Genomic DNA, 25,070 nt, shown 5'->3' on the forward strand with positions numbered 1-25,070 from the left:
GGACGACCTGGACAACCCCTCGGGGAAGCGCTCCGAGCGGATGGTGGCCCTGCTGGCTGCGGTGGCTGAGCATGGCGAGGTCGTCCTCAGTGAGCTCGCGGTCGAGCTGGGAGCCTCCACCGCCACGATCCGTCGTGACGTGGCCGTGCTCGCCGAGCAGGGGCTGCTGGTGCGCACCCACGGTGGTGCCCGGCGCACCAACCACGGTGACGAGCTGCCGGTCAAGCTTCGTGACGGCCGCAACCGCCGGGCCAAGCAGGCGATCGCCCAGGCGGCGGTCGACCAACTCCCCCACGGACGCCATGCCGTGGCGCTGACCGGGGGCACCACCACCACCGAGGTGCTGCGGGCGATGGGCGAGCGTCACGACCTGACCATCATCACCAACTCGGTCTCGCTGGCGATCGAGGCCGCGGCCTGCGGCCAGCTCAGGGTACTGATCGCCGGCGGCATCCTGCGGGCCAACTCCCTCGAACTGGTCGGCTCGCTCACCGAGAGCACGTTCAAGCAGTTCAACGTCGGCACCGCGATCGTCGGCTCCGACGGGGTCAGCCTCGAGGGCGGCCTGACCACCCACGACCACGTCGAGGCCGGCACCAACCACACCATGATCGAGCGGGCGCAGCGGGTGATCTGTGTCGCCGACGGCACCAAGATCGGACGAGTGACCCTGGCCAAGCTGGCCGACCTCACCGACATCGACCTGTTGATCACCGACTCGACCGCTGATCCTGCCGCCCTGGCCAGGATCCGTCGCTCCGGTGTGGAGGTGCAGGTCGTCCACGTCGACCACCAGTGAGCCAGACATGACGTGGCCCCGGAACCTCGAGGGTTCCGGGGCCACGTGTGGGTCTGGGGGCCGGCCTCAGGCCGCGACCACCACCTGGGGGCGGGCCTGGGCGGCCTCGGCCACGCTGAGCTTGTCACTCACCTGGCCGAGCACCTGCGACAGCGGCACGTCCAGCGCCTGGCAGATGGCGGCCAGCAGCTCGCTGGAGGCCTCCTTCTGACCACGCTCGACCTCGGACAGGTAGCCCAGGCTCACCCGCGCCGACAGCGAGACGTCACGCAGGGTACGGCCCTGACCGAATCGAAGCTCTCGCAGGGTCTCGCCGATGAGTTCTCGCACGAGCAGTTGCTTCACTGGGTACCGCCTTTCATGGGGTCCGCTGGTGCGGACTCACACCACCTCAACGTCACCGGGGTGCATCCGCATTCCCCACCGGCGACCCTGACTCGACCCTGATCAGTCGTCCCCGACCGGGGCAAGGGTGTCCAACAGCCACGTCAGAAGGGCATCGACCGTCTGCCGGCGCACCTGGGCCCGGTCTCCGCCGAGCCTGAGCCGCCGGGTGTACACGGCGTCGTCGAGCCCTTGTCGGGGCATCACCATGGCGACCCACACGGTGCCCGGTTCCACGCCGTCCTGGGGATCAGGGCCGGCCACTCCGGTGCAGGACAGCCCGATGCTCGCGCCGCAACGATGCCGAGCCCCGCTGGCCATCGCCACGGCGGTGGTCTCGTCGACCACACCGTGCTCCTCGAGCCAGTGCTCGTCCACGCCGGCCAGGGAGGCCTTCAGGTCGGTGGCATAGGTGATCAGACCACCACGCAGCACCGCCGACGACCCGGGCACGTCGGCGATCCTGGCCGCGACCAGTCCGGCGGTCAGCGATTCGCAGGTCGCCACGGTCATCTCGCGGCTCTTGAGTTCGGCGACCAGGCGCTCCACGGTGTCGGTCATCGGTCTCCTCGTCCCTCGGAACACCGCTGGTGCGCGGCTCGCCGCAACTTCCAGGCCTCACGCAGGTAGTCCAGCCCGGTGAGCACGGTCAGCGCGAAAGCGATCGCCATGGCGATCCAGCCGGCCCACTGCACCACGGGCGGCAGGTGCGGCAGCCACAGCAGGTAGAGCACCAGCGCGACCGACTGCATCAGGGTCTTGGCCTTGCCGCCACGGTTGGCGGCCATCACCCCGTACTTGAGGATGGCGAAGCGCAGCAGGGTGATGCCCCACTCGCGCACCAGGATGATGATGGTCACCCACCACTGCAGTTCGCCGAGGATGCTCAAGGCGACGAAGGCCATGCCGGTGAGCGCCTTGTCGGCGATCGGGTCCCAGAGCTTGCCGAAGTTGGTGACCAACCCGTACTTGCGGGCGATCTTGCCGTCGGCCATGTCGGTGAGACTGGCGAGGATGAACACCACCGTCGTGGCGACCCGCCACCCCATGTCGTGGGGATGGGCGAGCAGCATCCAGGCGAAGATCGGCACCGCCACCATCCGCACCGCGGTGAGGAAGTTGGGCAGGTTCCACTCGCTGGTGGTGTTGGTGCCGGGCAGTCTCATCGGTCCAGCTCCTCGGCGATCAGGTCGACCCCGTCGTTCTGGGTGACGGCAGCGACCACGAAGTCACCGACCTCGGCGCTCATGCCGAGCAGCGTGGTGACGCCGTCGACGTCGGGGCCCTGGTGGGCAGCACGGCCGACCGGGTCGCCGTCCTCGTGGCCCTCGACCAGCACGGTGACCACCTCACCGATCCGGTCCTCGGCGCGCTGGGCGCACAGTTCAGCGGTCAGGTCGGACAGTTCGGCGGCGCGGGCTGCGACCTCGTCCTCGTCGAGGTGGCCGTCGAGGCCCTTGGCCTCGGTGTCGTCCTCGTCGGAGTAGCCGAAGATGCCCACGACGTCGAGGCGGGCGGCCTGGACGAACTGGCGCAACGTCTCGAGGTCGTCCTCGGTCTCGCCGGGGAAGCCGACGATGAAGTTCGAGCGGATGCCCGCGGTGGGTGCGGCGTAGCGGATCTGGTCGACGATGTTGAGGAAGCTCTCGGCGTCCCCGAAGCGGCGCATCCGGCGCAGCAGCGGCGCCGAGGCGTGCTGGAACGACAGGTCGAAGTAGGGCACGACCTTCTCGGTGGCCAGCATCGCCTTGACCAGGCTGGGACGCAGTTCGGCCGGCTGCAGGTACGAAACCCGGATCCACTCCAGACCGTCGATGGCGCTCAGGTCGACCAGCAGCTTCTCCAGCGCGCGCATGTCGCCCAGGTCCTTGCCGTAGGACGAGGAGTTCTCGCTGACCAGGAAGGCCTCCTTCACCCCGTGGTCGACCAGCCAGCGGGCCTCTTCGACGACCTCGTCGGCCGGCCGGGACAGGTAGGAGCCACGAAATCTCGGGATCGCGCAGAAGGTGCAGCGGCGGTCGCAGCCGGAGGCGATCTTCAACGGAGCGTGCGGGGCGTTGCCGAGACGTCGACGCAGGGTGCGGGGTCCGCTGGCCGGCGCCAGGCCTGCCGGCAGGTCGGTGTGGTGGCCGGGCACCGAGACCGCGGTCGCTGCCGCGGCGCGGTCGATCGGGGTGATCGGCAGCAGTTGGCGCCGGTCGCGGGGCACGTGCGCCTCGTGGTGGCCGCCGTGCAGGATGGCCGAGAGTTTGTCGGCGATGGTGGCGTAGTCGTCGAAGCCGAAGACGGCGTCGGCCTCCGGCATCGCCTGGGCCAGTTCGTTGCCGTAGCGCTCGGCCATGCAGCCGACGGCGACGACGGCCTTCGCCCGTCCGGAGTCCTTGAGGTCGGCGGCCTCCATCAGGGTGTCGACCGAGTCCTTCTTGGCCTGCTCGATGAAGCCGCAGGTGTTGACCATGACGGCGTCGGCATCCTCGGGGTCGTCGACCAGGCGGAAGCCGCCGTCGGCGAGCCGTGCGGCCAACTCCTCGGAGTCGACCTCGTTGCGGGCGCACCCCAGGGTCACCAGGTGCACGTTCATCAGATCAGTCATGGTCGGGCAAGTATCGCATCCCCCAGCGTGGCCTCGAAGTCGATCATCGCCCGCTTGGCGTCCAGCCCGTAGCGGAACCCGCCCAGGCTTCCGTCGCTGCGCAGCACCCGGTGGCAGGGGACGAACAGCGCGCAGCGGTTGGTGGCGCAGGCCGAGGCTGCGGCTCGGACGGCCGCCGGACGCCCCGCGAGTGCGGCGTACTCGGTGTAGGTGATGGTGCGTCCAGCAGGCACGGTGCGCAGCACGTCCCAGGCGTGCTGGATGAACTCCCCCGACCGCTGACGGACCCTCACCCGGTCGAGCGCGGCCGTGTCACCGGCGATGAAGTCGGCCACCGCCGCAGCAGTGTCGGGGTCGTCTCCGGTCAGCTCGGGACGCCCCAGTCGAGCCAGGTCGAACAGGTAGTGCGGGTCGGTCGTCCACCCCGACGCGGCCACGGCGCCATCGTCAGTGACCCAACTGAAGGGTCCGGCGGGGGTGTCGAGCGTGCTGAACTTCATCGGGTCTCCTCGGCCTCGGGTGCGGGGGTGGCGTGCAGCCACAGGTGTTGACACAGGTACGAACGCCAAGGCGCGAAGGGTGCGGCATCGCTGATGCCCAGCAGGCCTGCCGATCGTCGTACGACCAGGTCGCTGCGGGTCAGGTCGACATCGGGGTGGTTGAGGGCCCGCATCGCGATGTAGCCGCTGGTCCACCCGCCGATGCCGGGCAGGGCCTCGAGTCTGGCTCGGGCCTCGTCACGGTCGGCGCCGGCGCCGAGGTCGATCTCTCCAGCCGCGATCGCCGCGGCGAGACCGACGACGGCTCGTCCCCTCGCCCGCGGCATCGGCAGGGTCTCGGGGTCGATGGCTGCCAGCGCTGAGGCCGACGGAGGCAGCAGGGTCAACCGGTGGCCCGCTGCGGCGGCCACCTCGCCCAGCGCCGGCGGCAGTGGTTCACCGTGCCGCTCGGCCAGGTCATGCCAGATCTGGTTGGCCCGGGTCACCGAGATCTGCTGACCGATGATCGTGCGCACTGCCTGGTCGGCGGCATCCAGGGCACCGGGCAGTCGCACCCCGGGTCGAGCAGCCACCGAGCGGGCGAGCCGGGGGTCAGCAGCCAGAGCTGCGTCGATCGCCCGGCTGTCGGCGTCGAGGTCGAGCATGCGGCGCAGCCGGGCCAGCAGTGGGGCGAGGTCGCGCCAGTCGGTGAGGGCGAGGTCGGCGCGCAGGCCCTCACCGTCGCGCCGGACGACGACCACGCCGGGGCCGTGCTCCATCCGGACGCTCCGGGCCAGCCCGTCACAGTGGGACGACTCGACTCCGCCTGCCGTGCGACGGGCGAAGTGGTCCAGCAGCGGCTCGACGGCGAACGGGGCACGCGTCGGCAGGCGAACACTGACCTGGCCCGCGCTGGCGCGGTCCACCGGGTGGGCGGACTGGCGAACCTGGCGGGGAGTCCTGGCGAAGACCTCGCGGATGGTCTCATTGAACTGCCGCACGCTGCCGAAACCAGCGGCGAAGGCCACGTCGGTGATGGCCAGGCCGGTGCCTTCGAGCAGGATCCTGGCCGCATGCGCACGTTGGGCCCTGGCCAGCGCCAGCGGTGACGCTCCGGCGTGGTCGACCATCAGCCGGTGCAGTTGACGCGACGAGTAGCCCAGCCGTCGCGCCAAGCCGGCGACCCCTTCACGGTCGACCACACCGTCGCCGATCAGCCGCATGGCGCGGGCGGTCACGTCGTCGCCGACCCGCCACAGCGGTGAGCCCGGCACGGCATCGGGACGGCAACGGCGGCAGGCCCGGAAGCCCGCCTCCTGCGCGGCACCGGCGGTGGCGTAGAACCGGCAGTTCTGGGGCTTCGGTGTCACTGCCGGGCAACTGGGCCGACAGTAGATACCGGTCGAGGTGACGCCGACGTAGATCCAGCCGTCGAAGCGGCGATCGCGCCCCGACACTGCGCGGTAGCAACTGTCGTGGTCGGGCAGGGCGGTGGTCACGTCGTCCAGTCTGGACGATCACCGCTCCCGACGCTGGCGGAAATCGGACATGACCGTGACCTGGCCCTCAGCCCTGGGCCAGGTTGGCCAGCACTTCGTCCAGGTCGTCGGGCTTGACCAGCACCTCGCGCGGCTTGGAACCCTCGGACGGGCCGACCACTCCCCTGGTCTCGAGGATGTCCATCAGTCGTCCGGCCTTGGCGAAACCGACCCTGAGCTTGCGCTGCAGCATCGAGGTCGAGCCCAACTGCAACTCGACCACCAACCGGGCGGCGTCGATCACCAGTTCGAGGTCGTCACCGATGTCCTCGGCGACCTTCTGCGAGCCGGCGGCAGGTGCGGTGACGTCCTCGCGGTACTGCGGGGTGAGCTGCGCGGTGACGTGCTTGACCACCGAGCGCACCTCCTGCTCGGTCACCCAGGCACCCTGGACGCGAATCGGCTTGCCCGCGCCCATCGGCAGGAACAGTCCGTCGCCCTGGCCGACCAGCTTCTCGGCACCGGGCTGGTCGAGGATCACGCGCGAGTCGGTCATCGACGAGGTGGCGAAGGCCAGCCGTGACGGCACGTTGGCCTTGATCAGGCCGGTGACCACGTCGGTCGAGGGACGCTGGGTGGCCAGCACCAGGTGGATGCCTGCAGCACGGGCCAACTGGGTGATCCGCACCACCGAGTCCTCGACGTCACGCGGGGCGACCATCATCAGGTCGGCCAACTCGTCCACGACCACCAACAGGTACGGGTAGGGAGTCATCACCCGCTCCGACCCGGGCGGCGGCTTGACCTGCCCGGCCCGGACGGCCTTGTTGAAGTCGTCGACGTGGCGGAAGTTGAACGCGGCCAGGTCGTCGTAGCGCATGTCCATCTCGCGCACCACCCACTGCAGGGCGTCGGCCGCCTTCTTGGGGTTGGTGATGATCGGCGTGACCAGGTGCGGGATGCCCTCGTACTGAGTGAGTTCGACGCGCTTGGGGTCGACCAGCATCAGCCGCACCTCGTCAGGAGTGGCCCGCATCATGATCGAGGTGATCACCGAGTTGATGAAGCTGGACTTGCCCGAGCCGGTGGCACCGGCCACCAGCAGGTGCGGCATCTTGGCCATGTTGGCTACCACGTAGCCGCCCTCGACGTCCTTGCCCAGACCGACGGTCATCGGGTGCTGGTCGTTGCGGGCGCGTGAGCTGCGCAGCACGTCGCCGAGCGAGACGGTCTCCTTGTCGGCGTTCGGGATCTCGATGCCGATGGCCGACTTGCCGGGAATCGGCGACAGGATCCGCACCTCGGGCGAGGCCACCGCGTAGGCGATGTTCTTGCCCAGGGCGGTGACCTTCTCGACCTTGACCGCGGTGCCGAGTTCGACCTCGTAGCGGGTGACCGTCGGGCCACGGGTGTAACCGGTGACGGTGGCGTCGATCTCGAACTGGCGCAGCACCTCCTGCAGGCGTCCGACGATGGCGTCCGAGGCTTGGGTGCGCGCGCGGGGGGTCGAGCCGGGCTTGAGCACCTGCGAGTCGGGCAGGGTGTAGGCGATGTCACCCGACAACTGCAGTTGCTCGACCCGCTGCGGGATCGGGGTGTGCTGCGGCGCCTCGAGCGGCTGGCCGACCTCGACGCCGGCGGGCAGGCCGGCGGTGACCTTCTTGCCAGCGGACGAGGCCTCGACCGCGTCGTGGTCGTAGACCTCGGCAGGCAGTTCGTCCTGCTCAGGCTCGAGCGGGTCGCCCGGGTCACCGATCAGGGGGGTGTCGTAGGCCTGGTCGACGCCGACCTCGATCTCGCTGACCTTCGCGGCTCGGGCAGCCCGGTGCTCGGCGACCTTCTCGCGGTACTCGCCGGCCCGGTCGACCATCTCGTACAGCGGCATGCCGATGATCACGATCAGCCCGAACAGCATGAGCAGGATGAGCAGCGGCACGGTCACCCAGACCGTCAGCAGTTGACTGGGCAGAGACGAGGCGATGTGGCCGAGCATGCCGCCTGCCATGCGCAGTTCCTCGGCCTGGTCAGGCCCGGGTGAACCCTTGGCCAGGTTGATCAGTCCGAGCAGGCCGAGCAGCAGGGCGCTCCAGCCCACCACCTGGCGGCCCGCCGGTCCGTTCTTGGTGGGGTGGCGCAGGGTCCGCCAGGCCATGGCGAGGGCGAACAGCGGAAGGGCGATCGACAGCGCCCCGAAGATGGTGGAGACACCGATGTGCAGCCAGCGCCCGACCATGCCGGGGATGCCGAACCAGAACTCGGCGGCGACGATGATCGCCACTGCGATCAGGGCGAGCCCGGCACCGTCGCGGCGCAGCGGCGGATCGACTTCGAGCGCGGTGTGACCCACGCGGCGGGCACCGGAGCCGACCAGGCCGGCGGTGCCGCGCCACATGGCGGACAGGGCGCGGGTGATCGGATTGGGTCCTTGGCGCTTGGCCGGCGCGCGGCGGTTGCCGGTTGCTCGTGATGCACCCGATCGCCCCTGCGTCGTCCGTGGGGACGCACTGCGGGAGCGGGTGCTGTTCTTCGAGTTGCTTCCGGACGACCGCGATGCCGACGCCGACCTCGGGGAGGCCTTGGTCGACGACCGCGGTGGGGAAGACGCGCGGGTCGCCATGGTGCACAGGGTAGCCGAGCCCGATTCGGGCGCCACGCGTGGCGCGCCGTCAGGCGAAGTGCTGCCAGCCCGCGGCCTCGTCCTGCCAGGGCTGACCGTCGACCAGCACGACCGGCGGATCGTCCTCGTCGGCCTCGAGCACCTGCCCGACCACGGTCCAGTCCTCCGGAACCCGGCCGAGCGGGAAGGTGGCGGCCAGGGCGTGGTCCTCTCCCCCGGTCAACGCGAACCGCAGCGGGTCACTGCCGCCCATGGCGGTGGCGACCACCCGCAACGGTTCGTCCACCGGGATCCTGGCCCGGTCGAGGTCGATCCGCACCTCGGAGGCACGGGCGACGTGGCCGAGGTCGGCGAGCAGCCCGTCGGAGACGTCGACCATCGCGGTGGCACCGGCCAGCGCGGCCTGTCGTCCGGCACCGTAGGGCACCAGCGGCACGCGGTGCGCATCGGCGGCAGCCCTCGGTGAGCGGAAGCCTCGTCCCAGCACGGTGAGCCCGGCGGCGGCCCAGCCCAGACGACCACGGATGGCGACGACGTCACCGGGTCGGGCTCCGCTGCGCAGCACCGGCGCGAGTTCGCCGGTCTGGCCGATCGCGGTCACGCTGACCACCAGCTTGTCGGCCGCTGTGGTGTCGCCGCCGACCAGGGTGATCCCGGCCAGTTCGGCCTCGTCACGCACCCCGGTCATGAACTCGCGGGCCCACTGGGTGGTGGTGCTCGCAGGCGCGCCCAGGCCGATCACCATGGTCAGCGGCTCGCAACCCATCGCCTCGAGGTCGGCCACGTTGACAGCGACCGCCTTGCGCCCGATGTCGGAGGCGCTCGACCAGTCACTGCGAAAGTGGACGCCCTCGACCAGCAGGTCGACGCTCGTGACCGCCGAGCCGTTCACCAGGAAGACCGCTGCGTCGTCGCCGGGGCCGACCGAGACCGCGGGCGCGGCCGGCAGGTCGCGCACCAGCCGCGAGATCAGTGCGAACTCACCCACGTCGGCGAAGGTCTCGGCACCGTCCGTCGGCGTGGCAGGACTCATGTCATCTCCCGGAACGAGGGTGTCAGTGGCTCTGCACTCACGCTACCGTGGGCGCCAACCCGTCAGGCGCGCAATGACGCCGCAGCGAAGGAGCAGCCCCATGGTGAACGCCTACATCCTGGTCCAGACCAACGTCGGCAAGGCCGCCGAGGTGGTCCGGGCGGTCCGCGAGATCGAGGGCGTCGTGCTCGCCGAGGACGTCACCGGACCCTACGACGTGATCGTGCGCGCCGAGGCCGAGTCGGTCGACCAGCTCGGCCAGTTGGTGATCTCGAAGGTCGGTGCCGTGCCCGGCATCACCCGCACCGTGACCTGCCCGGTGGTCAACGTCTGATGCCCCCGGCGGCCGCTCGGGCAGCGGCTGCCCTGGCGGCGGTGCTGCTGACCACGTCGGCCTGCTCGGGCGATCCGAGCAGGTCGATCGTCACGCCCAGCCCGCAGCCCAGCGAGCGGGCGGCCTGCCAGCAGTTGTTCGAGAACCTGCCCGGCACGATCGCCGGCCACACCGGCCTGGCCAACCGCACCGCCCTGGTGGCCTACTGGGGTGAGAAGGACCCCGTGGTGCTGCGCTGCGGGGTTCCGAAACCGGCCGCACTCGAGCAGACCAGCCGTTGTGACGTGGTGAACGAGATCGGCTGGTTCACCGAACAGACCGACGACGGGTACCGGTTCACCACGATCGGCCGAGCGGCCTTCGTCGAGGTGGTCGTGCCGTCGAAGTACGCCCCCGAGGCCGACGTCCTGGTCGACCTGTCGGGCGCGGTGGCGAAGGTGGCCGAGGTCAAGCCCTGCGTGTGAGTGCCCGTGCGGGCATCGTCAGCGCAGGCCGACCGGACGCTGCAGCGCCAGTGTGAGCAGTTCGTCGACCAGGTCGGGGTAGCTCATCCCGGTCTCGTTCCACAGCGCGGGGAACATTGACAGTTCGGTGAAGCCGGGCATGGTGTTGATCTCGTTGACCAGCACCTGGCCGTCGGGCAGGACGAAGGTGTCGACCCGTCCCAGTCCCTCGGCACCCATCGCCTCGAAGGTGGCCACCGCCAGGTCCTGCACGCGTCGCTGCAGGTCGTCGTCGACGTCGGCGGGGATGTCGAGGCTGACCTGTTCCTCGGGCAGGTACTTGGCGTCGAAGTCGTAGAAGGCTTCCTCGGTGTGCATGCGGATCTCGCCGACCAGTGACGCGCGCGGGGTGTCGAAGCCTCGTCCGCCGAGCACGGCGCACTCGATCTCACGGGCGCCGACGATGCCGGCCTCGACGACCACCTTGGGATCGTGCTTGCGGGCCCCTTCGATCGCCGCGGGCAGTTCGTCCGGGCTGGTCACCCGGGTGATGCCGATGGACGACCCGGCGCGGGCGGGCTTGACGAACAGCGGGTACGACAGGCCGTCGAGGCTGGCCAGCGCGGCAGCCTGGTCGCGCACCCACTGCTCGGGCCTGATCACCCGGTAGTCACCCTGGGGCAGCCCAGCAGCGGCCAGGGCCACCTTCATCAGGTGCTTGTCCATGCCGATGGCGCTGGCGGCCACACCCGAACCGACGTAGCGCAGACCGACCATCTCGAACTGGCCCTGGATGGTGCCGTCCTCACCGAACGGGCCGTGCAGCAGGCTGAAGGCGACGTCGACAGCCACCACGTCGGCGAAGCCATCCTCGGTCACCGAGCAGAGCAGGGTGCGCTCGTCGTCCTGCACCAGCACCGCACCGACCCCGTCGTCGGGCACGGTCGGCAGGCGTCCGGCGGTCGTGGCCATGCGCGCTGCCCACAGGGGGTCGATCCTGGTCCAGCGTCCGCCCTCGGTGATGCCGACGCAGTCGACGTCGTAACGGTCGCGGTCGATCGCCTTGAGCACGCTGGCCGCGGTCAGGCACGACACCGGGTGCTCCGACGACGCGCCACCGAACACCACGACCACACGGGGACGAGGGGCTTGGCTGGGGGCCTGGGACATCGCGGCATCCTCCTCAATCACCGGTCGTCAGGGCCGGGACCGAGCTACAGCCTAACCAAGCGTGGCCGGTCCGGGCTGCACCCGCCGCCCGGCGCGCTCGTCCCATCGCGTCGGCGGCGCCGGCTCGTCGCGCAGGGTCTCGAGCAGCGTGGTGATCGCGTCCATGATCCGCACCGTGGCGACCTGCACGGCGCGGTGCTCGTCCTCGGTGCCGACACAGGCGTGCAGGTCGGACAGGTCGATCGGCTCACCGCAGCGCACCGTGACGACCTTGCCGCCGAACAGCCGCGGCAGCCCGGCCTTCGCGCCAGGGATCACCTGCTGGGCACCCCAGTGCGCCACCGGGACGATCGGCGCCCCGGTGGCCAGCGCCAGCCGCGCCGCGCCGGTTCGTCCCACCATCGGCCACAGGTCGGGGTCGCGGGTGAGCGTCCCCTCGGGGTAGACCACCACGCACCGGCCGGTGGCCAGTGCCGCGCGGGCAGCGACCAGGGCATCGGCAGCGTGCGTGGTGCCGCGGTGCACCGGGATCTGTTCGGTGCGACGGGCCAGCCACCCCAGGATCGGCACCCGCCACAGTTGGGCCTTGCCCAGGTGGTGGGGCCATCGTCCCGACCAGACCACGAACTCCCCCACCGCCAGCGCGTCGAAGTACGACATGTGGTTGGCGACCACGATTACCTGCCCGGTCGTGGGCAGGTTGTGATGGTCGAGCCAGAGTCGGCGCATGCCGACGCCGTTGAGCAGTCGGTTGACCGTGCGGGCGAGTGCCCGAAAGACCGGCGTGGTGGGTTCGCGGTTGACCTGTGCGAGCGGCAACCGTGCCCGCTGGTCGTTCAGTCGGCGACCTTCACCGGGATGGTGGCGGGCTTGTAGGCGGGACGACCGGCCTCGTAGTCGCTGATCAACTGCTCGTGCTGCAGCGTCGAGCCGATGTCGTCGAGGCCCTCGAGCAGGCGCATCCGGGTGTGGTCGTCGATGCTGAACTCGAATCGTTCGGCACCGGTGTCGATGGTGCGGCTCTCGAGGCAGACCTCGATCTCCTGGCCGGGGTTGGCCTCGGCGTGCTCCCACAGCTTGTCGACCACCTCGGGGGTGACCGTGGCGATCAACAGCCCGGCCTTGCCCGAGTTCGAGCGGAAGATGTCACCGAACCGGGTGCCGATGACCGCCTTGAAGCCATAGTTCTGCAGCGCCCAGACGGCGTGCTCGCGGCTCGACCCGGTGCCGAAGTCAGGGCCGGCCACAAGGATCGTCCCGTTGCGCCAGGCGTCCTGGTTGAGCACGAAGTCGGGGTCGTTGCGCCAGGCGGCGAACAGCCCGTCCTCGAAGCCGGTGCGGGTGATCCGCTTGAGGTAGACGGCGGGGATGATCTGGTCGGTGTCGACGTTGCCGCGCCGCAGCGGGACGGGGATGCCGACGTGGTTGGTGAACTTGTCCATGCTCAGGCCTCACTCACGGCGTTGGCGAGATCGGCCGGGGCCGACAGGTGTCCGGTGATGGCGGTGGCGGCGGCCACGGCCGGCGAGACCAAGTGGGTGCGGCCACCCTTGCCCTGGCGTCCCTCGAAATTGCGGTTCGAGGTCGATGCGCTGCGCTCGCCGGGGGCGAGCTGGTCGGGGTTCATGCCCAGGCACATCGAGCACCCAGCGGCGCGCCATTCGGCACCCGCGGCGAGGAAGACCTGGTCGAGGCCCTCGCTCTCGGCCTGCAGGCGCACCCGCGCCGATCCGGGGACGACCAGCATGCGCACGGAGTCGGCGATCCGCTGGCCCTGCAGCACGCTGGCAGCCAGGCGCAGGTCCTCGATGCGTCCGTTGGTGCACGAACCCAGGAAGACGGTGTCTACGGCGATGTCGCGCATCGGGGTGCCGGCCGACAGCCCCATGTACTCCAGGGCCCGCTCGGCCGCACCGCGCTCGACCGGGTCGTCGAAGGTCTCCGGCGCGGGCACCGCAGCACCCAGCGGAACACCCTGGCCGGGGTTGGTGCCCCAGGTGACGAACGGGGTGAGTTCGGCGGCGTCGATGACCACCTCGGCGTCGAAGGTGGCGTCGTCGTCGGTGCGCAGGGTCTTCCAGTACTCGACGGCGGCATCCCACTCAGCACCCTGAGGCGCGTGCGGGCGGCCCTTGAGGTAGTCGAAGGTGGTCTGGTCGGGAGCGACCATGCCGGCCTTGGCGCCCCACTCGATCGACATGTTGCAGATCGTCATCCGGCCCTCCATCGAGAGCGCCTCGATGGCCGAGCCGCGGTACTCGACGACGTAGCCCTGGCCACCGCCGGTGCCGACCTTGGCGATCAGGGTGAGCACCAGGTCCTTGGCGGTGACACCCTCGGGCAGTTCGCCGTTGACGGTGACGGCCATGGTCTTGGGACGGGCCTGCGGCAGGGTCTGGGTGGCGAGCACGTGCTCGACCTCGCTGGTGCCGATGCCGAAGGCCAGCGCCCCGAACGCCCCGTGGGTCGAGGTGTGCGAGTCGCCGCAGACGATCGTCATGCCGGGCTGGGTGATGCCCAACTGCGGGCCGATGATGTGCACGACACCTTGGTCGGGGTCACCCAGGGAGTGGATCCGAAGACCGAACTCCTCGGCGTTCTTGCGCAGGGTGTCGACCTGCAGCCGGCTGACCGGGTCGGCGATCGGCTTCAGGATGTCGAGGGTGGGGGTGTTGTGGTCCTCGGTGCACAGCGTGAGGTCCGGGCGACGCACGCCGCGTCCCGCGAGCCGGAGGCCGTCGAAGGCCTGGGGGCTGGTCACCTCGTGGACGAGGTGCAGGTCGATGTAGAGCAGGTCTGGTTCGCCCTCCGCCGTCCGTACGACGTGGGCGTCCCACACCTTGTCACTGAGAGTGGTCGCCATGCCGCTCACTGTACGCCTTGCGGTTTCAGCATGCGAGACGTAATCTCACCCTATGGACGACTCAAGTGGTGTGGGTGTGCTCGACAAGGCCGCCCTGGTGCTGACCGCACTGGAGCAGGGCCCGACGACGCTGGCCGGTCTGGTGACCGCCACCGGCCTGGCCCGCCCGACGGCCCACCGTCTCGCCGTCGCGCTCGAGCACCACCGCCTGGTCGGACGCGACCTGCAGGGCCGGTTCATCCTGGGCCCGCGCCTGAGCGAACTGGCCTCGGCTGCCGGCGAGGACCGCCTGCTGGCCACGGCTGGGCCGATCCTGGCCAGGCTTCGCGACATCACCGGCGAGTCAGCCCAGCTCTACCGCCGTCAGGGCGATTACCGCGTCTGTGCTGCCACGGCCGAACGTCCCTCGGGACTGCGTGACACGATCCCGGTCGGCGCCCAGTTGACCATGTCGGCCGGGTCGGCCGCCCAGGTGCTGCTGGCCTGGGAGGAGCCCGACAAGGTGCAGAAGGGGCTCACCTCGGCGAACTTCTCCGCGGTGGCCCTGGCGGCCGTCCGTCGCCGGGGCTGGGCCCACTCGGTCGCCGAGCGCGAGGCCGGTGTGGCCTCGGTGTCGGCTCCGGTGCACTCCCCCGCCGGCAAGGTGATCGCCGCCGTGTCGGTCTCCGGTCCGATCGAGCGACTGTCTCGCCAGCCCGGACGACTGCACGCAGCCGCGGTGATGAGCGCCGCCGAGAAGCTGTCAGAGGTGTTGCGCCGCTCGGCGGTCAGCGAGTGAGCCTGCCCGCTTCACTCTCCGACGCGGCCGGCGTCCTGACCCGAGCCGGACTGCCCGGTCCTTGGCGATTCGCCTGGCCCGACAAGGGCATCCATGGCCGGACCGTCTACGCCGACTCAGCGGACGGACGCGTGGTGGTGAAGTTCGCCCCCGCACCACCCTGCCACCGACGACTGGCCGACCTCGGCGTCGCCTGCCGCATGCTCGCGGCCGAGGAAGACGTGCACGTGCAGTCCTACCTCGACGGCACCGCCCGCACCTGGGGCTGGATGGGTGAGCACATCGCCGACGTGGTCGCCCTGGTGGCGCACTACGCCACCGATGCCGACCTGACCGACCAGTTGCGAGCACTGGAGCCGGGCGCCACCTTGGCCGGCCATCGAACAACCGTCATCGACGAGACCTTGGGGTGGCTGGCCGAGGCGAGCGACCCGACCCTGACCGACGCGTCCTGCACCAGCACCGCGGCAAGGCTGCGCACCGAAGCCGGGACTGACAACGACACCGACCTGGTCCCCAGCCACACCGCCCCCAACAACACCACCGTGATCCAGCTGCGCGATGGCAGCCTCGCCCTGGTCGACTGGGACGGGCTGTGCCTGTCAGATCCAGCCCGCGACCTCGGGACGATGCTGTGGTGGTACTGCGCGCGACCTGACTACGACGCCGCATGGCGCTCGCTCAGCCTCTCGCACGACCAGTGGCCGGCGGCGACCACGCGGGCCCACTGGTGGGCGGCAGTCACCTCGCTGCGGGCGGCGCTGTGGAACGACCAGCACGGTGGCGACGCGGGCGTGATCGCCTCGTTCGTCGAGGACTTCCACGCAGCCGCGGCCGGCCGGGGCAACCCCAAGCAGCACGGCAGCACCATGCCGGTGCTGAGCTGAGGCCGGACGCGAACATCCCCCCAAATGCAAAGAACCCTCCGCATCGACGGAGGGTCTTGGTAGCCCCGACGGGATTCGAACCCGCGCTACCGCCTTGAGAGGGCGGCGTGCTAGGCCGCTACACAACGGGGCCCTAGCGTGCCTCGACGAGAGGCGCTTGAGAAGGTTAGCAGCACGTCCGCGAGGAGTGCCATTTGGCCTTGTCGCAGGGGTACTAGGACTCGAACCTAGAATAAGTGAACCAGAATCACTCGTGTTGCCAATTACACCATACCCCTAGGTGGCTGGGCCTCCCCGAGGGGCGGTCAGCACCGAGGAACCATGCTAGTGGACGAGGGTCGTCGGGCTCAAATCCCCCGACCTGCGCTCAGGGCGTGGTGGTGGCCACCCGCATCCGGCGAGCGAGCCACCACGCACCCAGCCCGACCACCAGGAACCCGGCGATGTCGACGGCCGCATCGACCGGCCCGATCTCACGCAGCGACTTCGTTGCGGCCACGCCCCCGAAGAAGACCGCGTAGCCGAACGCGAACAGATTGTTGGCGACGTGCGCGGCAATCGCGGCCTCGAGCCCGCCAGTGATCAGCACCAACGCTCCTGCCAGCAGCCCGAACGCCAGCCGGTCGATGAACAGCCAGGTGTTCTGCACACCGTGGAACAGTGCGAACACCAGCGCCGACAGCACCACTCCGAACCACCGGTTGGTCACCAGTGCCCCCAGCGCCTGCATCAGGTAGCCGCGGAAGAAGAACTCCTCACCGGCGGCCTGCAGCGGGGCGAACAGGATGATCACCAGCAGCCACAGCCAGGGCCTGGTGTCGACGTCGAGCACCCACGGGGTGCCCAGCTGACCCAGCCACAACACCACGTTCAGCCCGACCGCGGCGATCAGCAGGCAGCCGAGCAGGTAGCGCCATCGCATGCCGGGCTGCACCGAGACCAGCCACCGCACCCCGCGGCGGTGCCACCAGCGCACCAGCAGCATGCTCAACCCGATCAGGCTGGCCAGACCGAGGTGGCTGGCGACCAGACCGTCGGGCAGCTCGTAGGCCATCGCGGTGCGGAAGTAGGACGAGAAGCTGTCGGGTCGTCCGCGCAGCAGCCAGCCCAGGCCGAGCACCAGTTGGGCGATCAGTGGCGCGAAGATGGCGTAGCCGGCCAGCGCCAACGCCACCCCGAACCCGCCCCTGACCACGCCGCGGCCGTCGGTGCTGCGCAGCACCTGGGTGTAGCCCACGCCCGAGGGCGGCGGGAGCTTCTCGAGGACGACCAGCCCTCCGGGTGGTGGTGTGCTGCTCACGCGTCCTCGTCCACGACCGGGTTGCTGAGCGTGCCGATGCCGTCGACGGTGACCTGCACGGTCTGGCCGGGCAGCATCGGCCCGACGCCGGCGGGGGTCCCGGTGAGAATGACGTCACCGGGCAGCAGGGTGGTGAAGCCGGAGATGTGGCTGACCAGGTCGGCGATCGAGTGGATCATCAGCTTGGTGTTGCCCTGCTGGCGCACCTCGTCGTCCACCTCGGTGGTGACCCCCAGTTGGCCGGCCTCGTCCAGACTGAGGTGGGTGACGATCCAGGGCCCGAGCGGGCAGAAGGTGTCCCAGCCCTTGGCGCGCGCCCACTGGGGCTCGGTCTTCTGCAGGGCGCGGGCGGTGACGTCGTTGGCGACGGTGTAGCCGAAGATCACCTCGGGCACCCGCTCCGGCGGCACCTGCTTGCAGATCCGTCCGATGACGACGGCGAGTTCACCCTCGTGGTGCAGTTCGTTGACCTCAGACGGCTTGACGATCGGCTCACCGGGCCCGATCACCGAGGTGTTGGGCTTGAAGAACAGCAGCGGGGTCTCGGGCACCTCGTTGCCCAGTTCAGCAGCGTGGGCGGCGTAGTTGCGGCCCACCCCGACCACCTTCGATCGCGGGATCACCGGGGCCAGCAGCCGCACCGCCTCGATGTCGTGGCGCTGGCCGGTGTAGTTGACCGGACCGGCCAGGGGATCGCCGGTCAGCGTGGCCACGGTGTCGGGGTGGTCACCACCGTCTGCGGCGAGTTCGACGATGCCGTAGGCCGGGTCCTGCCCGGGCAGGCTGAAACGGGCGATGCGCATGGCTGAGAGCCTAGCGGGCTGGGATACTGCCGATCATGACGAACCCGGCCGGCACGCCCACCTTCGACGCCGTCGAACTGATCCGCCGCAAGCGCTCAGGTCAGCGGCTCACCGACGAGCAGATCGACTGGTTGATCCCGGCCTACACCCGCGGCGACGTGGCCGACGAGCAGATGTCGGCGATGGCGATGGCGGTCTACTTCCGCGGCATGGACGATGCTGAGTTGTCGACCTGGACCACCGCGATGATCAACACCGGTGAACGACTGGACTTCTCGTCGCTGTCGCGTCCCACCGCCGACAAGCACTCCACCGGTGGCGTGGGCGACAAGATCACCCTGCCGCTGGCCCCGCTGGTGGCCGCCTGCGGTGTGGCCGTGCCGCAGTTGAGTGGACGAGGCCTCGGCCACACCGGCGGCACCCTCGACAAGCTCGAGGCGATCCCTGGCTGGCGGGCCGACCTGACCAACGACCAGATGTTGCGCCAACTCGACGAGGTCGGCGCGGTGATCTGTGCGGCCGGGTCGGGTCTGGCCCCGGCCGACAAGAAGCTCTACGCGCTGCGCGACGTCACCGGTACGGTCGAGGCGATCCCGCTGATCGCCAGCTCGATCATGAGCAAGAAGATCGCCGAGGGCACCGACTCGCTCGTCCTCGACGTCAAGGTCGGCTCGGGTGCGTTCATGGCAACCATCGACCAGGCCCGAGAGCTCGCGACCAGGATGGTCGCCCTGGGTCGCGCCGCAGGTGTGAACACCACCGCCCTGCTCACCGACATGGACACCCCGCTGGGCCTGACCGCCGGCAACGCGCTCGAGGTGGCCGAGTCGGTCGAGGTGCTGGCCGGCGGCGGACCGGCTGACGTGGTCGAGCTCACGCTGGCGCTGGCCCGCGAGATGGTCGCCTCGGCCGGTGTCGACGTCGACCCCGCCGACAAGTTGGCCGACGGGTCGGCGAGGGATGTGTGGAAGGCGATGATCCGCGCCCAGGGCGGCGATCCCGACGCCCCACTCCCCCGGGCCAGTCACACCGACCACATGGTGGCCGCGGTCGACGGCATCATCAGCAGGGTGGACGCGATGGCGGTCGGGCTCGCCGCCTGGCGCCTGGGTGCCGGACGTGCCCGCAAGGAGGATGCGGTGCAGGCCGGTGCCGGTGTCGTCCTGCACGCGAAGCCCGGCGAGCGGGTGCAGGCCGGGCAGGTGCTGGCCACCCTGCACACCGACACCCCGGCAGCGTTCGAGCGAGCGCACCAGGCGCTGGCCGACTGCTGGGCGATCGGGGTCGAGGCGCCGGAGCGTCGTCCGATCGTGATCGACCGGATCAGCTGACCAGCAACGTCAGGCGAACTGCTTGAACAGCCCGTACAGGTAGGCGTCCGACAGGGCTTCCCACGAGGCCTCGATGACGTTGAAGCCGACGCCGACCGTGGTCCAGGTCTGTTCGCCGTTGTCGGTGTCGATCAGCACCCGCACCTTGGCGTCGGTGCCCTGGCCGTCGTCGAGGATGCGCACCCGGTAGTCGGTGAGCCGCCAGCCGTCGACGTGGCCGAAGCGGGGCACCAGGGCGTCGCGCAGGGCGGCGTCGAGAGCGTTGACCGGACCGTTGCCCGAGCCGCTCCACTCCCCCGGCTCACCACCGATGGTGAGACCGATGGTGGCGTCGGAGATCTCGGGGCCGCTGCCCTTCTGGCGCGTGGTGACCGCCCAGGCGTCGACCTCGAACGGCTTGTCGAGCTGCCCGAGTTCGTCGCTGAGCAGCAGTTCGAAGCTGGCGTCGCAGGCCTCGTAGGAGTAGCCGTCCATCTCACGCTGCTTGATCCGGTCGGCCACCTTGGCGGCCTGGTCGCGATCGGTGAGGTCGACCCCGATCTGCTCGGCCTTGATCTGGATGTTGGCGCGACCCGACATGTCAGAGATCAGCATGCGCATGCCGTTGCCGACCAGCTCGGGCTCGATGTGCTGGTAGAGGTTCGGGTCGACCCTGATGGCGCTGGCGTGCAGCCCAGCCTTGTGGGCAAAGGACGAGTGCCCGACGTAGGGCTGGCGCACCTGCGGGGGCTGGTTGGTGATCTCGGCGATGCCGTGGCTGATGTGGGTCAGTGACTCCAGGCCCTGGCCGCCGAGCAGGTCCCAGCCGTACTTGAGCTGCAGGTTCGCGACCACCGTGGTCAGGTCGGCGTTGCCGGTGCGCTCGCCGTAGCCGTTGACGGTGCCCTGCACGTGCATGGCGCCTGCCTCGATGGCAGCCAGCGAGTTGGCCACCGCACAGCCCGTGTCGTTGTGGCAGTGGATGCCCAGGTCGAGACCGATCTGGCTGGCGGCCGAGACGATGTCGCCCATCCAGCTGGGCAGCATGCCGCCGTTGGTGTCGCAGAGCACGGCCACGTCGGCGCCGGCCTCGGCGGCTGCGCGGACGACCTCGAGGGAGTAGGCGCTGTTGCGGCGGAAGCCATCGAAGAAGTGCTCGCAGTCGACGAACACCCGCTTGCCCTCGGCGACCAGGTGGCTGACCGTGTCGGTGACCATGGCGAGGTTCTCGTCCAAGGTGGTGCGCAGGGCCTGCTCGACGTGGCGGTCGTGGCTCTTGGCGACCAGGCAGATGATCTCGGTGCCGGCGTCACGCAGGGCGGCCACCTGCGGGTCGTCGGCAGCCTTGGCGCCGGCGCGGCGGGTGGCGCCGAAGGCGACCAGCTTGGCGTTGCGCAGGGTGAGCTTCTCGGCGGCCTGGCGGAAGAACTCCGTGTCGTTGGGGTTGGCGCCGGGCCAACCGCCCTCGATGTGGGTGACACCGAGCTCGTCGAGCAGGGTGGCGATCCGCATCTTGTCGTGGACGCTGAGCCGGATGCCCTCCTGCTGGGCGCCGTCACGCAGGGTGGTGTCGTAGACGTGGAAGTGCTCCGGGGCGACCGGGTTGACCGTCATCTGCTCTCCTGTGACCTGCCGCGGGGCCCCCGGCGTGGGGGCTGCGGACCAGTGTCGTCGCTGATCGCGGGCCCGGGCGACGGTTCCAGCACTCGGACCCGGTGACCGATCAGGCCAGACGGTGCAACCAACCGTGGGGGTCAGCGGCTCGTCCGTACTGGATGTCGACCAACTGCTGGCGGATCCGCAGGCTCACCCCGTCGGGCGCGTCGGGCAGGACGATCTGGTCGCCACTCGACTTGATCGCACGGATCGGCGTGATCACCGCTGCCGTGCCACAGGCGAACACCTCGGTGACGTGGCCCGAGCGCACGCCCTCGGCCAACTCGTCGTGGCTGATCCGGCGCTCGACGGTCTCCAGGCCGAGGTCGCGGGCCACGGTGAGCACCGAGTCGCGGGTCACGCCCTCGAGGATGGTGCCGGACAACTCCGGGGTGAGCAGTTGGCCGTCGGCGGTGACCAGGAAGATGTTCATGCCGCCGAGTTCCTCGAGCCAGCGGTGCTCGACCGCGTCGAGGAAGAGCACCTGCGAGCAGCCACGCTCGTACGCCTCGGCCTGGGCGGTCAGCGATGCGGCGTAGTTGCCGCCGCACTTGGCGGCACCGGTGCCGCCGGGGGCCGCGCGGGAGTAGGCGGTCTCGAGCCAGATGTCGACCGGCTGGACGCCGCCGGGGAAGTACGGGCCGACCGGTGAGGCGATCACCATGTGGGTGACGTGGTGGGCGGGTCGCACGCCGAGGAACGACTCACTGGCGAACATGAAGGGACGAAGGTAGAGGCTCTGCTCGCCCACCGACGGAACCCAGCGCTCGTCGACCTGGACGAGCTTCTCGATCGCAGTCAGGAAGTCCTGCTCGGGCAGTTCGGGCAGACCGAGCCGGCGGGCGGAGCGGTTGTAGCGCGCGGCGTTGGCCTCGGGTCGGAAGGTCCACACCGAGCCGTCGGCGTGCCGGTAGGCCTTCATGCCCTCGAAGATCTCCTGGCCGTAGTGCAGCACCGCCGCTGCGGGATCGAGGGTGATCGGCCCATACGGGACCAGTTGGGCGTCGTGCCAGCCCTGGTCGACCGACCACTGGATGGTGGTCATGTGGTCGGTGAAGAACCGTCCGAACCCCGGATCGGCGTGCACTGCGGCGATCTGCTCGGCGGTGCTGTGCTGGGGGTCGCTGGGGACGGTGAAGGTCAGGGCCATGGGCGTCAGGTTACCGCTGACATAGGCTGCCGGTATGGCAGGGATCACTGGACTGACCGGCTGGCTCGGCGTGGTGCTGGGCAGCCCCGAACCTCAGCGACTCGCTGAGTTCTACCGCGACCTGATGGGCTGGCCGATCAGCGGCGGCGACGGCAAGACCTGGATCACGATGCTGATGCGCGATGCCGAGGGGGTGCCCACCCGCAGCAACCTGGCCTTCCAACTCGAGCAGGTGCACCAGCGACCAGTCTGGCCGGGTCTCGAGGGTGCCCAGCAGATGCAGTTCCACCTCGACGTCGGGGTGCGGGAGTTGGGCCCGGCGGTCGACGAGGCGCTGGCGTTGGGAGCGAGCCTGGCCGAGTTCCAGCCGCAGGACGACGTGCGGGTGCTGATCGACCCCGATGGCCACCCGTTCTGCCTCTACCTGGACGAGGGCTGAGCAGGTTCAGAGCAGGTCGATCTGCTCCTGCAGGCGAGCTTCGAGCGGTGAGTCGTGCCGGGTGGTGCCCCTGGGCCCGGTCAGGTAGTGGTGGCCGAGCGGACTTCGCCAGTGGTGGTGCCCGCTCGGGGTGAGTCGGTAGCGCCATCGTCGGCAGGTCTTGGCCCGGTGTGAGCGGCGGCCCAGCGGGGTGAGGTTGCCGACGGCGGTCTGCCCCGGTGGCCCGAGCGGGTCGTGGGGCACCACGTGGTCGAGGTCGCAGGAGCCGGCTTGCCGGCCCCCGAACGGGAAGGCGTCGTACGGCGTGCGCCACTGGACTGCCCGGCGAATGCGCTCGGGAATCTCGTAGGCGTCGGCAGGGTGCAGACCGAGTCGAGCATGATGGCATCGGTGTGGTCGAGCGTGGCGAACAGTCGGCTGACGCCGAACCCGGCTTCGTGCTGCACCTTCACCTCGCGGGCCCGGCGCTGCTGGTCGGCGCGCTCAGCGGCCAGTGCGGGATCAGCCTTGGCGACCAGGCCGGTCACCATCGGCATCACCCGACCGAAGCTGAATCGTCCCAAGGCCGGGCTGATCTGACGGTCGACCCACTGGGCGGCCTCACACGACAGGTGGGACGAAGCACCGGTGATCCGGCGAGCCTGCCAGAACCGCACCCTGCCCTCACGCACCTGCTGGTGCATCACCAGGTGACGGTGCACCAGGTCGAGGGTCGACCAGATCAGGCCGGCCGCGTTCTCGGGGCTGAGCCCGAGCATGGCACCCACCTCGAGGCAGCAGAACTCCGAGACCGAGGGGGTGCCGTCGCGTCCGCTGGAGACCATCCGCTCGAACGGGTCGATCTCGTCGGGGTCGTCGACGCCGTGGGCGGAGCACAGGGCGGTGATCGACTCCATCTGTTCGATCTCGCCACGCACGACCATGTCGGCCCCTTGGCGCAGGCGCTCGAGTTGGGCGCGGCAACGATGCTCTCGCGACTCCACCTCGACCTCGATCATGTGTTCCATTGTAGTGTGCCGAATTGCACTCTGACAATGGGTGACGGCGATCTGTGAACAACTTTCCTGCAGTCTTCGGGCGACTCAGACGACGCCGATCAACGACCTCACGAAGGCCGCGTCGCGGCGGTAGAGCGCAGCGTGTTCCAGCAAGTCCGACCGAGCCTGCTTGACGCTCTCTGCGGTGGCATGGTCCTCCAGACCGACCAGGCGTTGGACGATCACCGCGAGCACCTCGGCACGCGTCCACGGCCAGCCGTAGGCGTCGACGAAGGCGTCCACCCGGGCCAGCCGCTCGTCCTCGGTGAACGGGTCGGTGGAGGGATCGGTGGTCAGCGGCGCGAACCGGTAGACGGCGTGCGCGACGTCCCAGATTCGCGGGGCAGGGGTGGCGTGGTCGAAGTCGATCAGGCCGACGACACGTCCGCCCTCGTCGAAGGTGACGTTGTACGGGGCGATGTCGACGTGGCAGATCACCTCGGAGGGTTCGACCGGGACGCTTCGCCAGGGGCCGGTCCGGTCGCAGCCGATCGAGGCGTCGTGCAGGCGCCTGGTCAGCCGGGCGACATCGAGCAGTACGTCCTCGCCCCAGACATGGTCTGGCAGTGGGTACTGGGCGCACTCCCCCGGGACGAAGCTCAACCGCTCCCGACGATCGTCCTCGACACCGAGCACCCTCGGTACGCCAGGCATGCCGGCCGACTCGAGGTGGCGCAGCAAGCGGTGCACCGCGGGCGTCCACTCCCCTGCCGTCCGCAGCACGGTGTCGCCACGACGCACGACCTCGCCGGAGTTGCCGCCAGCAAGAACTTCGTCCTGATCCGGTTGCCCCATCGATCACCGCCAGTGGCGGGGCAGAGGGTCGGCCACAGTGACCACCTCGACATGGGCTGCGCTCACGCTGCAACCCTAGCGGTGGGTGCGTGACCCGACCACGCACCCTTGGCAGCAGCCACGCGAGCGGCGAGCTCGGCCCTGGCCACCTCGTTGCCACTCGAGTCGCGGACGACCAGGGTGACCGGCAGCTTGTCGTTGCGCACACCCTCATGGGCGTCGACGCCACGATCGGTCTTGACCGCTGGCAGCGGCACCTGCACCGACTGCGCCCCGAGCAGGAAGAAGCGGATCTCGTTGTCGACGCTCACCCGGGATCGGTGGGTGCGTGACAGGTCATCGACCACCGACCGGCAGCGTCACCCCGGCGACGACCGTGCCCGACCGGTCTACCGCCTTCGCTCGGACGAGGTGCACCCCGACGTCGACACCGAGCGCCTGACCCGGCGGCGGGACGAGCTGCCAGGCCCGGGCGGGTCGCCCGGGGGTGGCGACAACGCCGTCGGCCCGCGAGACCACAGCGCCGAGCTCACCGTCGAGGATCGCCTCGACCGTGGGTCGTGAGAGACCGGTGGCGGCCGTCAGTTCGGTGGTGGTCGCCTGGCCGACGTCACGCAACGAACTGGGCAACAGGGCACGGTTGCGGAGCCGGACGTCCTTGGAGTCCGCGACCGGCATCTGCGCTTGTGGTGTTGCCCTGCTCGTGCTGGGCGCACCCCAGT

The 25,070-nt window shown here is 69.9% G+C and carries 27 protein-coding genes and 2 tRNA genes; 7 read left to right on the plus strand and 22 right to left on the minus strand.

The features are described from left to right. Window positions 1–40: 40 nt before the first annotated feature. The gene (locus IE660_RS02000) at window positions 41–799 is read left to right on the plus strand and encodes a DeoR/GlpR family DNA-binding transcription regulator (protein ID WP_203566966.1); all 759 of its coding nucleotides are present in this window, start codon (window positions 41–43) and stop codon (window positions 797–799) included. 66 nt (window positions 800–865) lie between these two features. Here IE660_RS02000 and IE660_RS02005 read toward each other — a convergent pair whose 3' ends face one another. The 8 genes from IE660_RS02005 to IE660_RS02040 all read right to left on the minus strand — a co-directional run bounded on the left by IE660_RS02005 (window position 866) and on the right by IE660_RS02040 (window position 9,383). Next, complete coding sequence (locus IE660_RS02005; RefSeq protein ID WP_203566631.1) at window positions 866–1,144, minus strand: helix-turn-helix domain-containing protein; 279 nt, start codon at window positions 1,142–1,144, stop codon at window positions 866–868. A 102-nt stretch (window positions 1,145–1,246) separates the two neighbouring features. Beyond that, window positions 1,247–1,744, minus strand: coding sequence for a CinA family protein (locus tag IE660_RS02010; protein WP_203566632.1), 498 nt, complete (start codon window positions 1,742–1,744; stop codon window positions 1,247–1,249). Then, window positions 1,741–2,349: a CDP-diacylglycerol--glycerol-3-phosphate 3-phosphatidyltransferase gene (gene pgsA, locus IE660_RS02015; RefSeq protein ID WP_203566633.1), complete on the minus strand. Its 609-nt coding sequence runs from the start codon at window positions 2,347–2,349 to the stop codon at window positions 1,741–1,743. The genes IE660_RS02010 and pgsA overlap by 4 nt, the downstream gene beginning before the upstream one ends. Next, window positions 2,346–3,764: a 30S ribosomal protein S12 methylthiotransferase RimO gene (rimO, locus tag IE660_RS02020; RefSeq protein WP_203566967.1), complete on the minus strand. Its 1,419-nt coding sequence runs from the start codon at window positions 3,762–3,764 to the stop codon at window positions 2,346–2,348. Before rimO ends, pgsA begins: the two co-directional genes overlap by 4 nt. Window positions 3,765–3,772: 8 nt before the next feature. Beyond that, window positions 3,773–4,276 carry a methylated-DNA--[protein]-cysteine S-methyltransferase gene (locus tag IE660_RS02025; RefSeq protein WP_203566634.1) on the minus strand — a complete coding sequence of 168 codons (504 nt, stop codon included), beginning with the start codon at window positions 4,274–4,276 and terminating at the stop codon, window positions 3,773–3,775. Next, window positions 4,273–5,754 carry a DNA-3-methyladenine glycosylase 2 family protein gene (locus tag IE660_RS02030; protein WP_203566635.1) on the minus strand — a complete coding sequence of 494 codons (1,482 nt, stop codon included), beginning with the start codon at window positions 5,752–5,754 and terminating at the stop codon, window positions 4,273–4,275. The genes IE660_RS02025 and IE660_RS02030 overlap by 4 nt, the downstream gene beginning before the upstream one ends. A 67-nt stretch (window positions 5,755–5,821) precedes the next feature. Then, window positions 5,822–8,350 carry a DNA translocase FtsK gene (locus IE660_RS02035; protein ID WP_203566636.1) on the minus strand — a complete coding sequence of 843 codons (2,529 nt, stop codon included), beginning with the start codon at window positions 8,348–8,350 and terminating at the stop codon, window positions 5,822–5,824. Window positions 8,351–8,399: 49 nt separating this feature from the next. Then, on the minus strand, window positions 8,400–9,383 hold the full coding sequence (locus IE660_RS02040) for a thiamine-phosphate kinase (protein ID WP_203566637.1): 984 nt from the start codon (window positions 9,381–9,383) through the stop codon (window positions 8,400–8,402). A gap of 100 nt (window positions 9,384–9,483) precedes the next feature. Here IE660_RS02040 and IE660_RS02045 point away from each other — a divergent pair, with 100 nt between their 5' ends. Both IE660_RS02045 and IE660_RS02050 read left to right on the plus strand, forming a co-directional pair. Continuing rightward, complete coding sequence (locus IE660_RS02045) at window positions 9,484–9,717, plus strand: Lrp/AsnC family transcriptional regulator (protein WP_203566638.1); 234 nt, start codon at window positions 9,484–9,486, stop codon at window positions 9,715–9,717. Further along, window positions 9,717–10,181 (plus strand): DUF3515 domain-containing protein, encoded by a 465-nt coding sequence (locus tag IE660_RS02050; RefSeq protein WP_203566639.1) that lies wholly within the window; start codon window positions 9,717–9,719, stop codon window positions 10,179–10,181. Before IE660_RS02045 ends, IE660_RS02050 begins: the two co-directional genes overlap by 1 nt. A gap of 18 nt (window positions 10,182–10,199) precedes the next feature. Here the strand turns inward: IE660_RS02050 and IE660_RS02055 are convergent, their stop codons facing one another. From IE660_RS02055 to leuC, 4 genes are read right to left on the minus strand one after another with little or no spacing between them, the layout of a single operon-like run. After that, window positions 10,200–11,330: a D-alanine--D-alanine ligase family protein gene (locus IE660_RS02055; protein ID WP_203566640.1), complete on the minus strand. Its 1,131-nt coding sequence runs from the start codon at window positions 11,328–11,330 to the stop codon at window positions 10,200–10,202. Between the two features lie 51 nt (window positions 11,331–11,381). Then, complete coding sequence (locus IE660_RS02060) at window positions 11,382–12,149, minus strand: lysophospholipid acyltransferase family protein (RefSeq protein ID WP_207730862.1); 768 nt, start codon at window positions 12,147–12,149, stop codon at window positions 11,382–11,384. 17 nt (window positions 12,150–12,166) lie between these two features. Beyond that, a complete protein-coding gene (leuD, locus tag IE660_RS02065; protein WP_203566641.1) occupies window positions 12,167–12,772 on the minus strand; it encodes a 3-isopropylmalate dehydratase small subunit in 606 nt (201 codons plus the stop codon). A 2-nt stretch (window positions 12,773–12,774) separates the two neighbouring features. Next, entirely contained in the window at window positions 12,775–14,193 is a 1,419-nt protein-coding gene (gene leuC / locus IE660_RS02070) for a 3-isopropylmalate dehydratase large subunit (RefSeq protein ID WP_203566642.1), read from the minus strand. Window positions 14,194–14,245: 52 nt separating this feature from the next. Between leuC and IE660_RS02075 the strand changes: the two genes are divergently transcribed. Together IE660_RS02075 and IE660_RS02080 are read left to right on the plus strand one after the other, a co-directional pair. Next, window positions 14,246–14,971, plus strand: coding sequence for an IclR family transcriptional regulator (locus IE660_RS02075; protein WP_203566643.1), 726 nt, complete (start codon window positions 14,246–14,248; stop codon window positions 14,969–14,971). Beyond that, entirely contained in the window at window positions 14,968–15,858 is an 891-nt protein-coding gene (locus IE660_RS02080; protein ID WP_203566644.1) for a phosphotransferase family protein, read from the plus strand. Before IE660_RS02075 ends, IE660_RS02080 begins: the two co-directional genes overlap by 4 nt. Window positions 15,859–15,915: 57 nt before the next feature. Here the strand turns inward: IE660_RS02080 and IE660_RS02085 are convergent. The 4 genes from IE660_RS02085 to IE660_RS02100 all read right to left on the minus strand — a co-directional run bounded on the left by IE660_RS02085 (window position 15,916) and on the right by IE660_RS02100 (window position 17,961). Continuing rightward, window positions 15,916–15,991 (minus strand) — tRNA-Glu (locus IE660_RS02085). A 73-nt stretch (window positions 15,992–16,064) separates the two neighbouring features. Beyond that, a tRNA-Gln gene (locus IE660_RS02090) sits at window positions 16,065–16,136 on the minus strand. A gap of 89 nt (window positions 16,137–16,225) precedes the next feature. Next, window positions 16,226–17,158, minus strand: coding sequence for a CPBP family intramembrane glutamic endopeptidase (locus tag IE660_RS02095; RefSeq protein WP_328701800.1), 933 nt, complete (start codon window positions 17,156–17,158; stop codon window positions 16,226–16,228). After that, entirely contained in the window at window positions 17,155–17,961 is an 807-nt protein-coding gene (locus tag IE660_RS02100) for a fumarylacetoacetate hydrolase family protein (protein ID WP_203566645.1), read from the minus strand. Before IE660_RS02100 ends, IE660_RS02095 begins: the two co-directional genes overlap by 4 nt. A 35-nt stretch (window positions 17,962–17,996) precedes the next feature. Between IE660_RS02100 and IE660_RS02105 the strand changes: the two genes are divergently transcribed. Further along, window positions 17,997–19,292 carry a thymidine phosphorylase gene (locus tag IE660_RS02105; protein ID WP_203566646.1) on the plus strand — a complete coding sequence of 432 codons (1,296 nt, stop codon included), beginning with the start codon at window positions 17,997–17,999 and terminating at the stop codon, window positions 19,290–19,292. Window positions 19,293–19,301: 9 nt separating this feature from the next. On the opposite strand, the gene cimA is transcribed toward IE660_RS02105, so the two are convergent. Both cimA and IE660_RS02115 read right to left on the minus strand, forming a co-directional pair. Next, window positions 19,302–20,885: a citramalate synthase gene (gene cimA, locus IE660_RS02110; RefSeq protein ID WP_203566647.1), complete on the minus strand. Its 1,584-nt coding sequence runs from the start codon at window positions 20,883–20,885 to the stop codon at window positions 19,302–19,304. 109 nt (window positions 20,886–20,994) lie between these two features. After that, window positions 20,995–22,077 (minus strand): branched-chain amino acid aminotransferase, encoded by a 1,083-nt coding sequence (locus IE660_RS02115; RefSeq protein WP_203566648.1) that lies wholly within the window; start codon window positions 22,075–22,077, stop codon window positions 20,995–20,997. A gap of 34 nt (window positions 22,078–22,111) precedes the next feature. On the opposite strand from IE660_RS02115, the gene IE660_RS02120 reads away from it, so the two are divergent. Further along, window positions 22,112–22,516 carry a VOC family protein gene (locus IE660_RS02120; RefSeq protein WP_203566649.1) on the plus strand — a complete coding sequence of 135 codons (405 nt, stop codon included), beginning with the start codon at window positions 22,112–22,114 and terminating at the stop codon, window positions 22,514–22,516. 80 nt (window positions 22,517–22,596) lie between these two features. On the opposite strand, the gene IE660_RS02125 is transcribed toward IE660_RS02120, so the two are convergent. From IE660_RS02125 to IE660_RS02140, 4 genes are all read right to left on the minus strand, one after another. Beyond that, window positions 22,597–23,514 carry a hypothetical protein gene (locus IE660_RS02125; RefSeq protein WP_203566650.1) on the minus strand — a complete coding sequence of 306 codons (918 nt, stop codon included), beginning with the start codon at window positions 23,512–23,514 and terminating at the stop codon, window positions 22,597–22,599. An 84-nt stretch (window positions 23,515–23,598) separates the two neighbouring features. Then, a complete protein-coding gene (locus tag IE660_RS02130) occupies window positions 23,599–24,348 on the minus strand; it encodes an aminoglycoside phosphotransferase family protein (RefSeq protein WP_203566651.1) in 750 nt (249 codons plus the stop codon). Window positions 24,349–24,410: 62 nt separating this feature from the next. After that, window positions 24,411–24,695, minus strand: coding sequence for a hypothetical protein (locus IE660_RS02135; RefSeq protein ID WP_203566652.1), 285 nt, complete (start codon window positions 24,693–24,695; stop codon window positions 24,411–24,413). After that, entirely contained in the window at window positions 24,685–25,026 is a 342-nt protein-coding gene (locus tag IE660_RS02140) for a hypothetical protein (protein WP_203566653.1), read from the minus strand. Before IE660_RS02140 ends, IE660_RS02135 begins: the two co-directional genes overlap by 11 nt. Window positions 25,027–25,070 lie beyond the last annotated feature (44 nt).

The sequence above is a fragment of the Aestuariimicrobium ganziense genome, assembly GCF_015352975.1.
Lineage (GTDB): Bacteria > Actinomycetota > Actinomycetes > Propionibacteriales > Propionibacteriaceae > Aestuariimicrobium > Aestuariimicrobium ganziense.

Coding starts and splice junctions, on each gene's coding strand:
- IE660_RS02000 (WP_203566966.1), top strand. CDS start 41: ATGGTGGCCCTGCTGGCTGCGGTGGCTGAGCATGGCGAGGTCGTCCTC.
- IE660_RS02010 (WP_203566632.1), bottom strand. CDS start 1,744: ATGACCGACACCGTGGAGCGCCTGGTCGCCGAACTCAAGAGCCGCGAG.
- pgsA (WP_203566633.1), bottom strand. CDS start 2,349: ATGAGACTGCCCGGCACCAACACCACCAGCGAGTGGAACCTGCCCAAC.
- rimO (WP_203566967.1), bottom strand. CDS start 3,764: ATGAACGTGCACCTGGTGACCCTGGGGTGCGCCCGCAACGAGGTCGAC.
- IE660_RS02025 (WP_203566634.1), bottom strand. CDS start 4,276: ATGAAGTTCAGCACGCTCGACACCCCCGCCGGACCCTTCAGTTGGGTC.
- IE660_RS02035 (WP_203566636.1), bottom strand. CDS start 8,350: ATGGCGACCCGCGCGTCTTCCCCACCGCGGTCGTCGACCAAGGCCTCC.
- IE660_RS02040 (WP_203566637.1), bottom strand. CDS start 9,383: ATGAGTCCTGCCACGCCGACGGACGGTGCCGAGACCTTCGCCGACGTG.
- IE660_RS02045 (WP_203566638.1), top strand. CDS start 9,484: ATGGTGAACGCCTACATCCTGGTCCAGACCAACGTCGGCAAGGCCGCC.
- IE660_RS02050 (WP_203566639.1), top strand. CDS start 9,717: ATGCCCCCGGCGGCCGCTCGGGCAGCGGCTGCCCTGGCGGCGGTGCTG.
- IE660_RS02055 (WP_203566640.1), bottom strand. CDS start 11,330: ATGTCCCAGGCCCCCAGCCAAGCCCCTCGTCCCCGTGTGGTCGTGGTG.
- leuD (WP_203566641.1), bottom strand. CDS start 12,772: ATGGACAAGTTCACCAACCACGTCGGCATCCCCGTCCCGCTGCGGCGC.
- leuC (WP_203566642.1), bottom strand. CDS start 14,193: ATGGCGACCACTCTCAGTGACAAGGTGTGGGACGCCCACGTCGTACGG.
- IE660_RS02075 (WP_203566643.1), top strand. CDS start 14,246: ATGGACGACTCAAGTGGTGTGGGTGTGCTCGACAAGGCCGCCCTGGTG.
- IE660_RS02100 (WP_203566645.1), bottom strand. CDS start 17,961: ATGCGCATCGCCCGTTTCAGCCTGCCCGGGCAGGACCCGGCCTACGGC.
- IE660_RS02105 (WP_203566646.1), top strand. CDS start 17,997: ATGACGAACCCGGCCGGCACGCCCACCTTCGACGCCGTCGAACTGATC.
- cimA (WP_203566647.1), bottom strand. CDS start 20,885: ATGACGGTCAACCCGGTCGCCCCGGAGCACTTCCACGTCTACGACACC.
- IE660_RS02115 (WP_203566648.1), bottom strand. CDS start 22,077: ATGGCCCTGACCTTCACCGTCCCCAGCGACCCCCAGCACAGCACCGCC.
- IE660_RS02120 (WP_203566649.1), top strand. CDS start 22,112: ATGGCAGGGATCACTGGACTGACCGGCTGGCTCGGCGTGGTGCTGGGC.
- IE660_RS02125 (WP_203566650.1), bottom strand. CDS start 23,514: ATGATCGAGGTCGAGGTGGAGTCGCGAGAGCATCGTTGCCGCGCCCAA.
- IE660_RS02130 (WP_203566651.1), bottom strand. CDS start 24,348: ATGGGGCAACCGGATCAGGACGAAGTTCTTGCTGGCGGCAACTCCGGC.
- IE660_RS02140 (WP_203566653.1), bottom strand. CDS start 25,026: ATGCCGGTCGCGGACTCCAAGGACGTCCGGCTCCGCAACCGTGCCCTG.